A 14229-nucleotide genomic window follows, 5' to 3' on the forward strand; every position below is an offset into this window, starting at 1 on the left:
ACATACAGCCATGTGTGCGATTCGCAGCCTGCATGCCGAACTGGTGCTATATCCGAAACCTGGTTTGGTTTCGCCTATAGACAATGGCAGTCACGTCGATATGGATGCAGGCTTGTTTATGCGCAGCCTGTTTTCCTTACGCCATTACTTTATCCGGATGGCGCATGCAGGTGTGCAAGCTGTGTCGTTCGATGTACTGAAAGAATATGGCATGCAGGCGGAGCGACGCATGCTGACAGCAACCAATGGAATCAATACGCATAGGGGCGCGATTTTTTCACTTGGCATGCTGTGTGCGGCGGCAGGTTATTGTCATGCCCGCTCGCTGCCTTTGTCGGCAAATAATTTGCGTAGTGTGTTGCGGGCAGAGTGGGGAAAGGCTTTGCTTGCGCATGCAAATCCTGCAGTAGCCAAATTATCCAATGGCATACGTGTGACTCATCTGTATGCGGTCAATGGTGCGCGTGCCGAAGGCGCACAGGGTTTCCCCGCAGTGTTTGAGATCGGCCTGCCGCAGTTACTGTCATCGTTCGCAACAGGTGCAAACGCACACGAGGCACAGATCGATGTCTTGTTCCGCCTGATGGCGCAGATGGCCGATACGAATATTTACCATAGGGGCGGCGCAGACGGCGCGGCATTGGTCAGGCAGGCTGCGCAGCAATTCATGCAGTCGGGTGGTACCGCACATCCTGATTGGCGCAGCAGGGCGCTGGAATGCCATCGTTTATTCGTCAGCAAAGATTTGTCGCCGGGCGGTGCAGCAGATATGCTGTCTGCCAGCTGGTTTGTGTATCAAATCACACAAACTGTTGAATAGGATTTACAGAGTTTATACGCCGGGTTGGTATGCTGAATTTATATGAGTAATCGCGTTGCTATTTTGTGCTCAGGACAGGCAGGTCAGCATGCGGGTATGTTCGATCTGGCACTTGAAGATGCGCGTGTCGCACAGTTGTTGCAGGGATGGCCGCTGGAAGAATTATGCGGGTATTCTTTACAGAGAATTTTATCGGATGACAAACTGCTGTTTGCCAATCCGATTGCACAACCGCTGGTTGTCGCCGCCATCCTGGCAAATTGGGAGGCGATAAAAACGCTTGTCCCCAAGCCGGTAGTAGTCGCTGGTTACAGCATAGGCGAGCTTGCATCGTGGGCGGTGGCGGGCGCACTCACTGCGGAAGAGGCAATCAGGCTGGCTGCCTTGCGCGCGAAATTGCTGCAAGCATGCATCGCCAGTGATCAGCCGCAAGTGATGCTGGCGATTTCGCTGTCGCAAACTCTGACGCAGATGACGGAGATTCAACCTCTGCTGCAGGCGCACGGTTTTTACGTCGCCATTGATGTGGCTGAAGATGCGGTGATCGCCGGTGGCTTGTTGCAGCAGGCTGATGCACTGGAAGCAGTTATTAGCAATGCAGGTGGCAAGGTCACGCGTTTGCCGATAGAAATTGCTTCGCATACTCCGTGGATGCAGGCAGCCGTCCAGCCATTCGAGCAGGCGCTGGCGTCCAGCAACATGAAGGCTCCTTTGTTCCCGCTATTGGCTGGAATCTCCGGCGCACGCCTGCATGATAAAGCGGCGGCAACTTCCAGCTTATCGCGCCAACTGGCTGAGCCTATTCGTTGGCAAGCGGTGATGGACGGCTTGCATGAAGCTGGCGTGACAATGGTGATTGAACTTGGCCCCGGCAGCGCTTTGGCTAAAATGTTGAAAACGCGCCATCCGCATATTCAGTGTCGCTCAATTGAAGAATTCAGATCGCTTGCCGGTTTGAAAAAATGGGTGGAGCAGTACGCAGACGCATGAGCTTGCGGTAATGAGTCTGCAATAATTCGGCCGAAAAAAAAGCCGCTTCATTGAAGCGGCTTTTTTGCGAAACAAAAGATCGATTACTTGATCTTGGTTTCTTTGTATTCAACGTGCTTACGGACTTTTGGATCGAATTTCATGATCGACATTTTTTCCGGAGTGGTACGCTTGTTTTTGGTAGTCGTGTAGAAGTGACCCGTACCTGCGGTCGATTCCAACTTGATTTTGTCGCGGCCAGATTTCGCCATGATGATTCCTTATATTCTGCTAGTTAGACTTTTTCGCCACGAGCACGCATGTCGACTAACACGGCATCGATGCCGATCTTGTCGATGACGCGCAGACCGGCGTTGGACAGGCGCAGGGAAACCCAGCGATTTTCCGACTCAACGAAAATGCGGCGATTTTGCAAGTTAGGCAAAAAACGACGTTTCGTTTTGTTGTTTGCATGGGAAACATTGTTGCCGACCATCGGCCCCTTCCCAGTGACTTGGCATACACGTGCCATATTTGTGCTCCTAAAGATTTCCGGAATTGGAAAAAACGTGAGTATATCTAAAAAATCCAGATTATTCAACGACTTGCGTAAATCAATTGTGTCTTACCAGTTATATTAATTTAACAATTTGATGTTTGGCAATTCACACTCCTAAAGCGTGAATATAGCGCCGGCTTTCAGCAGATACCTTGATCTGCAGCGCCGGTGCTGCTATCGGACATGATCTTGCTGCATGAATCAAACCGCATTTGCTCCAGCAAGCACGCCAGTTCCTATAATTGTCCGTGCTCGGTAAATGAATAAACGTGTTTGCCAGCGACAACAAAATGATCCAGTACACGCACGTCTATCAATGCCAAGGCTTGCTTGAGCGCCTGCGTCAGTGTGTGATCTGCGGTGCTGGGCTCAGGCGTGCCGGATGGATGATTGTGGGCCAGGATCACGCTCGCAGCATTGTGTGCCAGTGCGACCTTGACAATTTCTCTTGGATAAACCGAGGTGTGGGTCAAGGTTCCGCGGAACAGTTCCTCACATGCGATCAATCGATTCTTGACGTCTAAAAACAGCACTGCAAACGATTCGTACGCCTTGCCACCCAACAGCAATTGCAAATATTGCTTCACTGCCTGTGGCGAACTGAGCGTTACGCCGGCTTGCAGTTCTTCTGATAGTGAGCGCTTCGCCAGTTCCAGCACGGCTTGCAGCTGCGCATACTTTGCCGGACCGAGGCCATTCAATTTTGAGAAATCCTTGAGCGAGGCGCCAAACAAGCCGTTCAAGGAGCCGAAGTGCTGCACCATATCGCGCGCCAGATCGACTGCGCTTTTGCCGGCAACGCCGACGCGCAGAAAAACCGCCAGTAATTCAGCATCCGACAAAATCGCAGCTCCATGCTTGATCAAGCGCTCGCGTGGACGCTGATCTTCCGGCCAGTCGGTAATCGCCATATGTTTTTTCAGAAAAAGAGTGGAAATGCTGGAGCATGGCGTACGGTGCACATGCGTTTGTTCTAGTTATTATCAACAGGCCCTGAATCGCCGAATGCTTAACGCAGTCTGGCAACCTGGCTTAAAATAGCGGCTGTTGTGCAACACGGAATTTTAATGTCAAATTTACCACATCCTGTCGTTACCGAAACTGCCTATTTGACCCTGCATTACCGTCTGGCATCGGTAGCTGGTGAGGATATAGTCAGCACTTTTGCGGATAATCCAGCCACGCTGCAAATGGGAAAAGGCCAGTTGGCGCCATTTCTGGAAGCCTGTCTGATTGGTTTGGAAGAGGGTGTGCATCAGACGTTTGAATTGCCACCTGAGCGCGCATTCGGTCCGCGTAATCCGGAACTGATACGTCCTGTGTCGCGCGCCACGCTGGAACAAAATTCCGGGCCTACCGAAGATTACGTAATCGGTGATCTGGTGGAATTCGCTGCTCCTGGCGGTGGACAATTTGCCGGCGTATTGCGTGAGATCGATAATGAAAACGCGGTGTTCGATTTTAATCACCCACTGGCTGGGCAGTCGCTGCAGTTTGAGGTCAAGATCATCGGCATAATGTAAGAACATTAAGGTCGCATCAAAAAGCGATATGCGTTTAGATTCACCCAGCATCGCTGCAGTCATGAGCAAGCTGGCGGAGCATCAAAAGGATAAAGATGGAAACGGAAATTTTACTGGCTCAACCACGCGGCTTTTGCGCCGGTGTTGATCGGGCGATTGAAATCGTCGAACGCGCGTTGACCGAGTTTGGCGCGCCGATTTATGTACGCCATGAAATCGTGCATAACGCTTATGTCGTTTCCGATTTGCGTAACAAGGGTGCGATCTTCATCGAAGAGCTGGAAGATGTCCCCGCCGGCAACACGGTGGTGTTTTCTGCACATGGCGTGTCGAAAGCCGTACAGGCAGAAGCCGAACAACGCGGTTTGCGTGTCTTCGATGCGACTTGCCCGCTGGTTACCAAGGTACACATCGAAGTTGAAAAAATGCGCCGCGACGGTCGCGAGATTGTCATGATCGGTCACGACGGTCATCCCGAGGTCGAAGGTACGATGGGCCAGACCGAAGACGGTATGCATCTGGTTGAAACTGTTGAAGATGTAGAAAAACTGCAGGTCAAGAATCCGGATCTGGTTTCCTACGTCACGCAGACAACCTTGTCGATCGACGATACGGCCGATGTGATTGCTGCACTCAAAAGCAAATTTCCGAATATCTCCGAGCCGAAAAAAGCCGACATCTGCTATGCGACGACTAACCGTCAGGAAGCAGTCAAGTTCATGGCACCGCAAGTCGATGTGGTTATCGTGGTCGGCAGCCCGAACAGTTCCAACTCCAATCGCTTGCGCGAAGTCGCCCGCAAGAAAAATGTGCCTGCTTATATGGTCGATAACGCATCGCAGATCGATCCTGATTGGGTGCAAGGCAAGTTACGCATAGGCTTGACGGCAGGCGCATCCGCACCGGAAGTATTGGTGCAAGCGGTGATCGACAAGTTGAAAGAATTTGGCGCGAAGAGTGTACGTACACTGGAAGGCGTGGAAGAACACGTTATCTTCCCATTGCCTAAGGGCTTGAAACGATAATTCGATGACAGCCTGTATTGCGGCACCCATGACGGGGTGCCGTTTTTATTTGGCGGGAACGATTATTGCGATGCAGATATCGTATTAAAGATTTATGCAGTAGGCGAAACAAGATTCCAATAATTGTCGACGGGATTGTCGGCAAAACCTTGATACACCATCAGGAGAGCAAGCATTCATGGATATTTTTATCCAGCAAATCATCAACGGTCTGGTGCTGGGCAGCATGTACGCATTGGTCGCGCTCGGCTATACGATGGTGTACGGCGTTCTCAACCTGATCAACTTTGCGCATGGCGACGTGCTGATGATAGGCGCGATGGCGGGCCTGACGATACTCAAGATGGTCAACACCGTCGCCCCCGATTTGCCCGGCATCGTCAAATTGATGATTGCCATCCTCGGTGCGATTCCGGTCTGTGTCGGCGTCAATGTGTTGATCGAGCGCGTCGCCTACCGACGCTTGCGCAATGCACCGCGCCTGGCTCCATTGATTACCGCGATTGGCGTATCGATTCTGTTGCAAACGCTGGCCATGATGATCTGGGGCCGCAGTCCGATTCCTTTTCCGCAAGTGATGCCGGGTGAACCTTTGCACATCATGGGCGCATTGATTTCTCCGGTACAGGTGATGTTGCTGGTACTCGCCGCGATCGCGATGGGTTTGCTGGTGCTCTTGATTGAAAAAACCAAGATGGGTCGCGCGATGCGCGCAACCGCAGAGAATCCGCGTGTCGCCGGTTTGATGGGTGTGGATTCCAACCGCGTCATCGTGATGACCTTTGTCATAGGCGCGATACTGGCAGCGATTGCCGGCGTGATGTGGGCAGCGAATTATTCATCGGCGCAATTTGCGATGGGATTTGTCCCAGGACTGAAGGCGTTTTCCGCAGCGGTACTTGGTGGCATCGGCAATATCTATGGCGCGATGCTGGGTGGCATCTTGCTGGGCTTGATCGAAAGTCTGGGCGCTGGTTATATCGGCGATCTGACCGGCGGTTTTCTCGGTAGCCATTATCAGGATATTTTTGCCTTCGTCGTTCTCATTATCGTGTTGACGCTAAGGCCGTCCGGCATCATGGGCGAACGCGTGCCGGATAGAGCGTAAGGCGAAATCATGTCCAATTATTTCGACGTCAAAAACAATCCACGTAAAGCCTATTCGGGCTTGCTTATCATTCTGGCGATTGCACTGGTCTTTCCTTTCATTGCGCAAAACTTCGGCAATTCGTGGGTGCGCATCATGGACTTCGCGCTGCTCTACATCATGCTGGCGCTAGGCTTGAATGTGGTGGTCGGTTTTGCCGGCTTGCTGGATCTGGGTTACATCGCGTTTTATGCGATCGGTGCTTACCTGACTGCTTTGCTGGCGTCGCCGCAGTTTGCCGTCGTGCTGGAATCTTTCGTCAATCAATATCCGGCGATAGGCGCCAGCTTGTTGTGGGTTTTCGGTCCGGAGATTGCACAGAACGGTATTCACTTATCGTTGTGGGTGATTGTCCCGCTGGCAGCATTGGTGGCCGGATTTTTCGGTGCGTTGCTAGGGGCACCTACGCTCAAGTTGCGTGGTGATTACCTGGCCATCGTCACCTTGGGCTTTGGCGAAATCATCCGCATCTTCATGAACAACCTGAACGGTCCGGTCAATATCACCAACGGCCCGCAAGGCATCAACCTGATCGATCCAATCCGTATTTTCGGCGTGTCACTGAATGGTGAAGAAGGCTCGGCCTCGACAGTCATGCTCGGCAATTATGCGATGCCATCGGTGAATGCGTATTATTTTTTGTTCCTCGCTTTGTGCATCGCAATTATTTTTATCTCGGTACGTTTGCAGAACTCACGTTTGGGTCGTGCCTTTGTCGCGATACGGGAAGATGAAATTGCGGCAAAAGCGATGGGCATCAACACACGCAACGTCAAATTACTGGCATTCGCAATGGGCGCTTCCTTTGGTGGTGTGGCCGGTGCGATGTTCGCTTCATTTCAGGGTTTTGTTTCGCCCGAATCTTTCTCGCTGACAGAATCGATTGCGGTACTGGCGATGGTGGTACTGGGCGGCATGGGCCATATTCCCGGCGTGGTGCTAGGTGGGATTTTACTCGCTGCATTACCGGAGGTTCTGCGTCACGTGGTCGAACCTCTGCAGCAATCCTTGTTCGGCGAAGTCCTGGTCGATGCAGAAATTCTGCGTCAATTGCTGTACGGCCTCGCGATGGTCTTGATCATGCTGATACGTCCGGCCGGACTATGGCCCTCGCCCAAGAGCGAAGACCGCCCAATTTCGGATGCCGACACGGCGGCGAAATCGACAGACGTCGTGGCGGTGTGAGGTAATGATGATGAGTAGCTCACAAATTATTCTCAATATAGAAAACGTCAGCAAGCGCTTCGGCGGCTTGCAGGCGTTGACTGACGTCAACGTCAAGATCATGCAAGGCCAGATCTATGGCTTGATCGGCCCCAATGGCGCCGGAAAAACCACTTTCTTTAATGTGATTACCGGTTTGTATCAGGCTGACACGGGCAGTTTTGAGTTGGCAGGAAAACCGTATTCGCCATCCGCTCCGCATGAAGTCGCGAAGGCTGGTATCGCACGGACCTTTCAAAACATTCGTTTGTTCGGCGAGATGAGTGCATTGGAAAATGTGATGGTCGGTAGGCATGTGCGTACGCATCAGGGTTTGTTCGGCGCAGTTTTTCATCACAAGGCGGCACGTCGCGAAGAAGCGGAGATTCGTGCACGTGCGATGGAATTGCTGGACTTCGTCGGCATTGCAAAGTTTGCCGAGCGCACGGCGCGTCATTTGTCGTATGGCGATCAGCGCCGCCTGGAAATCGCGCGCGCACTGGCGACCGATCCGCAATTGCTGGCGCTGGATGAACCGGCCGCAGGGATGAACGCGACCGAGAAGTTGGGCTTGCGCGAGTTGCTGGTCAAGATCAAGGCGGAAGGGAAAACCATTTTGTTAATCGAGCATGACGTCAAGCTAGTGATGGGTTTGTGCGATCGCATCACGGTGCTGGATTACGGCAAGCCGATTGCCGAAGGTATTCCCGCTGACGTGCAAAAAAATCCGGCGGTGATTGAGGCCTATCTGGGAGGCGCTCACTGATGCGCACCTTGTTCGCCTACTGTGCAAGCGCAGACCGACACTGCGATGCTCACCGTACTTTCGTACGGCTGCTCTTCTCCTGCCAGCCTGCACTTGCTCGCGACGGCGCTCAAGACACGCCAGATTCGTGGGATAAACAGTTGAAAGATCAAGCATGACTACGAATATTCTGAAGATCGAAGGTTTGAAGGTTGCCTACGGCGGCATTCAAGCGGTCAAAGGTGTTGATCTGGAAGTCAACAAGGGCGAGCTGATCACCTTGATCGGTGCGAATGGTGCAGGAAAAACGACGATCTTGAAGGCGATCACCGGCACCTTGCCGGATTGCCGCGTCGAAGGTCATATCGAATACGCCGGCCAGCCTATCAAGGGACTGCATTCGTTTGAGTTGGTCAGAAAAAAGCTGGCGATGGTGCCCGAGGGACGTGGCGTTTTTACACGCATGTCTATCCGTGAAAATTTGTTGATGGGCGCTTTCACACGCGACGACCAGGCGGCGATCGATGCCGATATCGAAAAATGGTTTGGCGTTTTCCCACGCCTGAAGGAGCGGTCTGCGCAAATGGCCGGCACCTTGTCAGGTGGCGAGCAGCAAATGCTGGCGATGGCGCGCGCCTTGATGAGTCATCCCGAATTGCTGTTGCTGGATGAGCCGTCTATGGGTTTGTCGCCGATCATGGTGGAAAAGATTTTTGAAGTCATTCGCACCGTGTCTGCTCAAGGCATCACGGTTTTGCTGGTCGAACAAAATGCCAAGCTAGCGCTGCAGGCGGCGAATCGTGCGTACGTCATGGAATCTGGTTTGGTCACCATGCAGGGCGATGCTCAGCAAATGCTGAACGATCCCAAGGTGAAAGAAGCGTATCTGGGTGAGAGCTGATCGCTCTCTGCGATTTTTCTCTTTGGTAATCTCCAGCACCATGGATAACCCGCTCTTAGTTCTGATTTCACAGTAACTGATTGCGTGGTTTGCTAGGTTTTTGCACTCAAGCTGATTCCAATACGCATTTCCCGCACTAAAAGCGGGCGCAAAGCTCGATACATCAAGCTAGCTTTTCGATATACGGTTTTCTGACATATCACTAGGCGTGCGCTACTACTCCTGCCTATCTCTAGTTAATTGGCATCAAGTTTGCTTAAGATGAAACTCATGATGACTGTGCTCTTTTATTTGTAAAAAGACATCGCAGATGTGCTAAATCCTTGACAGGTGGAATTACTGAGCTTAACTTACGCTTAAAACTGACATGTCAGTAAAAGACATGCGTTGAGATAAGTTTAATTTCAATAATTACACTGGAGACGAATAATGAAGCAACTAAATACTTCCCCTGCCGGCAATAGCGGAACCAGATGGTGGCAACTGTGTTTCGGCATAGTGGCGATGATGGCCATTTCCAGTCCGCAGTACGTGTGGGCGCTTTTTACGACTGAACTGACTGCATCACTCGGTGCAACATTGACTGAGGTCCAGATTACGTTTGCAATCTTGATCGTTGCCCAGACATTCCTGTCGCCGTTCCAGGGTTATCTGGTCGATAAATTCGGCCCGCGCCTATTGTTATCTGCCGGTGCTATTTTGACTGCGCTCAGCTGGATTCTGGCTTCGACCGTATCCAGTGTCTGGGGTCTGTATCTGACTTACGGTTTGTTGGGGGGCGTCGGCACCGGCATTATTTACGTCGGTGTGGTTGGCCTGATGGTGCAATGGTTTCCGGACAAGCGCGGTTTTGCGGTTGGCATGGTCGCAGCTGGTTACGGCTTTGGCGCGATCCTGACCACGTTTGCCATTTCATCTCACATCAAATCGGCTGGCGTATCCAGCACGCTGATGATCTTCGGTTTGATCATCGGTATTGTCGGCTTTCTTGCTGCGCAAGGAATGCGTCGCCCTAGGGCGGAAGAGGTTGCTGAACTCAGTATTCGTCATCAAGCAGTCAATCCAAATCGCGATACCGGTCATGGTTACGAGCCGGCACAAATGCTGAAGAAGCCGGTGTTCTGGTTGATGTTCATCATGATGACCATGATGTCGACATCGGGCCTGATGGTGATTTCGCAAATGGGAGCATTTGCCAAGGATTTTGGCGTGCATGATGCAATGGTGTTTGGCATGGCGGCGTTGCCGCTGGCATTGACGATCGATCGATTCGCGAATGGTTTGACGCGTCCTTTCTTTGGCTGGGTGTCTGATCGCATCGGTCGTGAAAACACGATGTTCATTGCCTTCGGTATGGAAGGCGTCGCGATGACCTTGTGGTTGATGACAACGGACAATCCTGTGTTGTTTGTATTGTTGTCTGGCGTGGTGTTCTTCGGCTGGGGTGAAATTTTCTCGCTGTTCCCATCTATCCTGACCGATACCTTTGGCACCAAGCATGCAACCACCAACTACGGTTTTCTGTACATGGCACAAGGCGTGGGCTCGGTCTTGGGTGGCCCGCTGGCCGCGATGATGCATGACGCAACCGGCTCGTGGACGCCAGTGTTTGCAACGGTCATCTGCATGGATTTCTTCACGGCGTTTTTGGCTATCGTCATTCTGAAGCCTATGCGTCGCAAGTTCCTCGCGCAGACCAAACAGCAGGTTTTGGACGCTGCCAATGTGGGCTTGCAGACAAGTAAGGCATAGACATTGCGGTAAATAGTTTCAGTAATTCTGAAAAATGGAATTGTCGCGATAGCTGTATGCGGCGATTCCATTGATCGAACTGCGTCGAGATTGAATCAAAGATTTGAGATCAAGACGTAATAAAGCAATTTATTAAAGCGAATTAATACCAGGATTTAATACAAAGGTTTTTATGCAAAATACTACCTACGCAACGCGCGGCATGGCTGTTGCTCCACATTCTCTCGCTGCCCAGGCGGCACAGTCGGTATTGCAAGATGGCGGCAATGCGCTGGAAGCGATGATTGCCGCGGCGGCGGCGATTGCAGTCGTTTATCCGCACATGAATGGGATAGGCGGCGACAGTTTTTGGGTGATGTCCGAACCGGGTGAGCCGGTGCTGGCGATCGAAGCTTGCGGTGTAGCTGGTGCGGCAGTGTCCACCGATTTTTATGCGAGTCGCAAGCTTGACGCGATTCCGGTGCGTGGACCGTTGGCCGCGAATACCACTGCCGGCACGATAGGCGGCTGGCAACAGGCGCTGGAACTGAGCGCGCGTTGGGGCGGCAAGTTATCGCTGTCGCGTTTGCTCGCTGATGCGATTCACTATGCAGAAGATGGTATTCCAGTGACGCCATCGCAGTATGCAAGTACTTCGGCCAAACATGAGGAGCTGGTTGGTCAGCCGGGATTTGCCGATACGTTTTTGGTGAAAGGTAAAGCACCGACAGCTGGTAGTCGCTTCAAGCAGTCGCGCATGGCGTCGACTTTGCGTACTTTGGCCCGCGACGGTCTGGACAGTTTTTATCGCGGCGATCTGGCTAAGCAAATTGCGGCTGATCTGGCCGCAGTCGGTAGCCCGATCACCTTGCAGGATTTAAACGCTTACCGCGCGCGTACGGTTGCACCGGTGCATCTGAAACACAGTTTGGGCGATGTCTATAATTCGGCGCCACCGACGCAGGGCGTAGTCTCGCTGATTATCATTGGCATTCTGGATCGCTTGAATCTGGCGCAGTACGAAGCAGACAGTCTGGAATATGTACATCTTGTCGTCGAGGCGACCAAGCAGGCATTTGCCATTCGCGACAAGTATGTGACTGATCCTGCGTACATGACGATAGATCCGCAGGAATGTTTGACCGATGAATTTCTCGCGCCCTATGTTGCGGCGATACGTGTTGATAAGGCCTTGCCATGGGGACAGGGTAAAGGTCCGGGCGACACCATCTGGATGGGCGTCATCGATGGTGAAGGGCGCGCGGTATCTTTCATCCAGAGCATTTATCACGAGTTTGGTAGTGGTGTCGTGCTGGAGAAAACCGGCATCAACTGGCAAAACCGTGGCTGTTCTTTCTCGCTGGATGCTAATCATCTGAACGCATTGTTACCGGGTAAAAAACCTTTCCACACGCTTAATCCTGCGCTCGCTCGTTTCAACGACGGTCGCACCATGGTGTACGGCACGATGGGTGGCGACGGCCAGCCGCAAACGCAGGCTGCAGTGTTCACACGCTATGCAGTATTCGGGCAGGCAGTGCAGCAGGCGGTAACGGCGCCGCGCTGGTTGCTGGGTCGTACCTGGGGCCAGAGTTCGGATTCGCTGAAGGTGGAAAATCGTTTTTCAACCGAGATCGTTGCCGGCTTGCAGGCGCTGGGTCATGAGGTTGATGTGATAGCCGCGTTCGATGAGATGGTCGGCCATGCCGGTGCGATTGTGCGCAATGCGGATGGCATGTTCGAAGGTGGGTTTGATCCACGCAGCAACGGGATTGTTGCCGGCTTTTGATTGATGGGGAAGGTCGATGTGAAAGTAATCGTCAAACGACTGATCCCGTTTGATTGTTACAGCAAGTTTACGGCGGCAGTGATGCCGCCGTTTTTTCGTCTCTTTTGTTTACAGCCCGCCCATGAACTGCAGCGTCTTGCGCGTGTATTCCTCAACGTAATCGATCAATCTATCCGACGCTTCGCGTGCACCTGCTTCATCGTTGGCCGCAATTGCGCGTGCGATGTGAGCGTGCAATAAGGATACGCGCGCCAGGTCACCGAAGCGTTTGAAGTGCAAATACCAGAAGCGACGGGTTTGCGCTTCGATCGGGCCGATCGCGTAGGACACGTATTTGTTTTGCGCAGTCTCTATGCACAGGCTGTTGAAGTCTCTATCGGTTTCGATAAAGATGGCGCTGTCATTGGTTTCCGCCGCACGCTCGAAGCCTTCAGCCAGTTTCAGGAAAACCGCGCGCTGGTCTTCCATTGCCAGACGCGCTGCGCGACCGGCAATGATTTTTTCCAGTTCGCGCCTGACTTCGATCATGTTCAACTGATCGGCCAGATCGATTTCAGAAACGATCACACCGGAGCGCGGCATGATTTTCACGTTACCTTCGATAGCGAGGCGCTGCAGCGCTTCACGCAGAGGTGTGCGGCCAAAGCCTAAGGAACGATTCAAGGCTTTTTCAGAAATCTTGCTGCCAGGCGGGAGTTTGAGCGTGACGATCATTTCTTCCAGGATGCGATAAGCCATCTGCGCCTGGTTCTCGCCATTTCCCTCCATTTCAGACTGCAATGCTTTTATTTGTTCTTCTGTGATCATCGCTCTACCTTTGAGATAACGCCTTTTTGCTCCGCACTATTTGGTGGCGGTTTGCTGATTGCTTGTTGATTATACGATTCGTCTACCTTGCACCGGAATAATCCGTTCATCTTGCTTTATGAAAGCAGGATGATTACAAGCAAAAACAGCGCCCGCGATCAAGTCAGTACTTCACGCACAACGATGTGCGGACGTGGATGGCATAATTCCATGATTCGTATTTTTACTGAAGTAACTGAATTATTTTAATAAAACCATAGACCGAAACCAACGAGCCTGGGTTTTTCACAACAAGGAGTTGTCATGCAGTTTGTTATTCCCGCCTTGCCGCCGGCCGCAGTTCCCGTTGTGGGCAGCGACGCATTGTTCCCGGTTCATCGCATTTATTGCGTGGGACGTAACTACGTTGATCATGCGATTGAGATGGGTGGCACGGGCAGGGAGCCGCCATTCTTTTTCATGAAGCCGGCAGATGCGGTTTTCCCGGTTGCATACGGTGAGGTGGCGGAACTGCCTTATCCGGAAATGACGGAAGATTTTCAGTATGAGCTTGAGCTGGTCGCCGCAATCGGCAAAACAGGCAAGAACATCGCTGCGGCAGATGCGATGCAATACGTCTGGGGTTACGCGATCGGTTTGGACATGACGCGTCGCGATGTGCAGGCTGAAGCAAAAAGCCTGCGCCGCCCTTGGGATACCGGCAAGGCATTCGAACAATCAGCACCGATCGGCCCTATCCATCCTGCAGCAGCGATAGGCGCACCCGGCAATCGTGCGATCCAGTTGAGTGTCAATGGCCAGATCAAACAAAAAAGTACCGTCGACAAACTGATCTGGAGCATAGAAGAAATGATTGCCTACCTGTCGCAATATTTCACGCTGCAACCAGGTGACCTGATCATGACTGGGACGCCAGCAGGTGTATCGGCAGTGAAGAAGGGCGATCTGATGGAATGCAAAATTGAAGGCTTGGGCGAATTGAATATAAAAGTGGTGTAAGGTTTTTTCAG

15 protein-coding genes are annotated in these 14229 nt (G+C 52.2%); 11 read left to right on the plus strand and 4 right to left on the minus strand.

Going from position 1 to position 14229, the window contains the following annotated elements; translation table 11 throughout:
- The first annotated feature begins 10 nt into the window (after window positions 1-10).
- Window positions 11-820 carry a triphosphoribosyl-dephospho-CoA synthase MdcB gene (gene mdcB / locus Hfont_RS05255; protein ID WP_241523014.1) on the plus strand — a complete coding sequence of 270 codons (810 nt, stop codon included), beginning with the start codon at window positions 11-13 and terminating at the stop codon, window positions 818-820.
- Between the two features lie 42 nt (window positions 821-862).
- Window positions 863-1810 (plus strand): ACP S-malonyltransferase, encoded by a 948-nt coding sequence (locus Hfont_RS05260; protein WP_112991229.1) that lies wholly within the window; start codon window positions 863-865, stop codon window positions 1808-1810.
- An 83-nt stretch (window positions 1811-1893) separates the two neighbouring features.
- On the opposite strand, the gene rpmG is transcribed toward Hfont_RS05260, so the two are convergent.
- The 3 genes from rpmG to radC form a co-directional block, all read right to left on the minus strand.
- A complete protein-coding gene (rpmG, locus tag Hfont_RS05265; RefSeq protein WP_009667251.1) occupies window positions 1894-2061 on the minus strand; it encodes a 50S ribosomal protein L33 in 168 nt (55 codons plus the stop codon).
- 23 nt (window positions 2062-2084) lie between these two features.
- Window positions 2085-2321 (minus strand): 50S ribosomal protein L28, encoded by a 237-nt coding sequence (gene rpmB, locus Hfont_RS05270; RefSeq protein WP_011871857.1) that lies wholly within the window; start codon window positions 2319-2321, stop codon window positions 2085-2087.
- A 263-nt stretch (window positions 2322-2584) separates the two neighbouring features.
- Complete coding sequence (radC, locus tag Hfont_RS05275) at window positions 2585-3259, minus strand: RadC family protein (protein ID WP_112991231.1); 675 nt, start codon at window positions 3257-3259, stop codon at window positions 2585-2587.
- A gap of 156 nt (window positions 3260-3415) precedes the next feature.
- On the opposite strand from radC, the gene Hfont_RS05280 reads away from it, so the two are divergent.
- The 8 genes from Hfont_RS05280 (at window position 3416) to Hfont_RS05315 (ending at window position 12412) form a co-directional block, all read left to right on the plus strand.
- The gene (locus Hfont_RS05280) at window positions 3416-3871 is read left to right on the plus strand and encodes an FKBP-type peptidyl-prolyl cis-trans isomerase (protein WP_112991232.1); all 456 of its coding nucleotides are present in this window, start codon (window positions 3416-3418) and stop codon (window positions 3869-3871) included.
- A 95-nt stretch (window positions 3872-3966) separates the two neighbouring features.
- A complete protein-coding gene (gene ispH / locus Hfont_RS05285) occupies window positions 3967-4896 on the plus strand; it encodes a 4-hydroxy-3-methylbut-2-enyl diphosphate reductase (RefSeq protein WP_112991234.1) in 930 nt (309 codons plus the stop codon).
- A gap of 178 nt (window positions 4897-5074) precedes the next feature.
- Window positions 5075-6004 carry a branched-chain amino acid ABC transporter permease gene (locus Hfont_RS05290; protein WP_112991235.1) on the plus strand — a complete coding sequence of 310 codons (930 nt, stop codon included), beginning with the start codon at window positions 5075-5077 and terminating at the stop codon, window positions 6002-6004.
- A gap of 9 nt (window positions 6005-6013) precedes the next feature.
- The gene (locus Hfont_RS05295; protein WP_112991237.1) at window positions 6014-7228 is read left to right on the plus strand and encodes an ABC transporter permease subunit; all 1215 of its coding nucleotides are present in this window, start codon (window positions 6014-6016) and stop codon (window positions 7226-7228) included.
- A 10-nt stretch (window positions 7229-7238) separates the two neighbouring features.
- Window positions 7239-8012, plus strand: a complete 774-nt coding sequence (locus Hfont_RS05300; RefSeq protein WP_112991723.1) for an ABC transporter ATP-binding protein — start codon at window positions 7239-7241, stop codon at window positions 8010-8012.
- A 154-nt stretch (window positions 8013-8166) separates the two neighbouring features.
- The gene (locus Hfont_RS05305; RefSeq protein ID WP_112991239.1) at window positions 8167-8892 is read left to right on the plus strand and encodes an ABC transporter ATP-binding protein; all 726 of its coding nucleotides are present in this window, start codon (window positions 8167-8169) and stop codon (window positions 8890-8892) included.
- A gap of 429 nt (window positions 8893-9321) precedes the next feature.
- A complete protein-coding gene (gene oxlT, locus Hfont_RS05310; RefSeq protein ID WP_112991240.1) occupies window positions 9322-10644 on the plus strand; it encodes an oxalate/formate MFS antiporter in 1323 nt (440 codons plus the stop codon).
- 172 nt (window positions 10645-10816) lie between these two features.
- On the plus strand, window positions 10817-12412 hold the full coding sequence (locus Hfont_RS05315; protein ID WP_112991242.1) for a gamma-glutamyltransferase family protein: 1596 nt from the start codon (window positions 10817-10819) through the stop codon (window positions 12410-12412).
- 108 nt (window positions 12413-12520) lie between these two features.
- Here the strand turns inward: Hfont_RS05315 and Hfont_RS05320 are convergent, their stop codons facing one another.
- On the minus strand, window positions 12521-13219 hold the full coding sequence (locus Hfont_RS05320; protein ID WP_112991243.1) for a GntR family transcriptional regulator: 699 nt from the start codon (window positions 13217-13219) through the stop codon (window positions 12521-12523).
- A gap of 303 nt (window positions 13220-13522) precedes the next feature.
- On the opposite strand from Hfont_RS05320, the gene Hfont_RS05325 reads away from it, so the two are divergent.
- Entirely contained in the window at window positions 13523-14218 is a 696-nt protein-coding gene (locus Hfont_RS05325) for a fumarylacetoacetate hydrolase family protein (protein ID WP_112991245.1), read from the plus strand.
- Window positions 14219-14229 lie beyond the last annotated feature (11 nt).

The sequence above is a fragment of the Herminiimonas fonticola genome, from assembly GCF_003293745.1.
GTDB classification, from domain to species: Bacteria; Pseudomonadota; Gammaproteobacteria; order Burkholderiales; family Burkholderiaceae_D; genus Oxalicibacterium; species Oxalicibacterium fonticola.

Bases quoted from the DNA above. Each gene is read 5' to 3' on its own strand.
- Hfont_RS05280 (WP_112991232.1), top strand. From the start codon at position 3,416: ATGTCAAATTTACCACATCCTGTCGTTACCGAAACTGCCTATTTGACC.
- Hfont_RS05300 (WP_112991723.1), top strand. From the start codon at position 7,239: ATGAGTAGCTCACAAATTATTCTCAATATAGAAAACGTCAGCAAGCGC.
- Hfont_RS05260 (WP_112991229.1), top strand. From the start codon at position 863: ATGAGTAATCGCGTTGCTATTTTGTGCTCAGGACAGGCAGGTCAGCAT.
- ispH (WP_112991234.1), top strand. From the start codon at position 3,967: ATGGAAACGGAAATTTTACTGGCTCAACCACGCGGCTTTTGCGCCGGT.
- radC (WP_112991231.1), bottom strand. From the start codon at position 3,259: ATGGCGATTACCGACTGGCCGGAAGATCAGCGTCCACGCGAGCGCTTG.
- Hfont_RS05290 (WP_112991235.1), top strand. From the start codon at position 5,075: ATGGATATTTTTATCCAGCAAATCATCAACGGTCTGGTGCTGGGCAGC.
- mdcB (WP_241523014.1), top strand. From the start codon at position 11: ATGTGTGCGATTCGCAGCCTGCATGCCGAACTGGTGCTATATCCGAAA.
- rpmB (WP_011871857.1), bottom strand. From the start codon at position 2,321: ATGGCACGTGTATGCCAAGTCACTGGGAAGGGGCCGATGGTCGGCAAC.
- Hfont_RS05315 (WP_112991242.1), top strand. From the start codon at position 10,817: ATGCAAAATACTACCTACGCAACGCGCGGCATGGCTGTTGCTCCACAT.
- Hfont_RS05305 (WP_112991239.1), top strand. From the start codon at position 8,167: ATGACTACGAATATTCTGAAGATCGAAGGTTTGAAGGTTGCCTACGGC.
- Hfont_RS05320 (WP_112991243.1), bottom strand. From the start codon at position 13,219: ATGATCACAGAAGAACAAATAAAAGCATTGCAGTCTGAAATGGAGGGA.
- Hfont_RS05295 (WP_112991237.1), top strand. From the start codon at position 6,014: ATGTCCAATTATTTCGACGTCAAAAACAATCCACGTAAAGCCTATTCG.
- Hfont_RS05325 (WP_112991245.1), top strand. From the start codon at position 13,523: ATGCAGTTTGTTATTCCCGCCTTGCCGCCGGCCGCAGTTCCCGTTGTG.
- rpmG (WP_009667251.1), bottom strand. From the start codon at position 2,061: ATGGCGAAATCTGGCCGCGACAAAATCAAGTTGGAATCGACCGCAGGT.
- oxlT (WP_112991240.1), top strand. From the start codon at position 9,322: ATGAAGCAACTAAATACTTCCCCTGCCGGCAATAGCGGAACCAGATGG.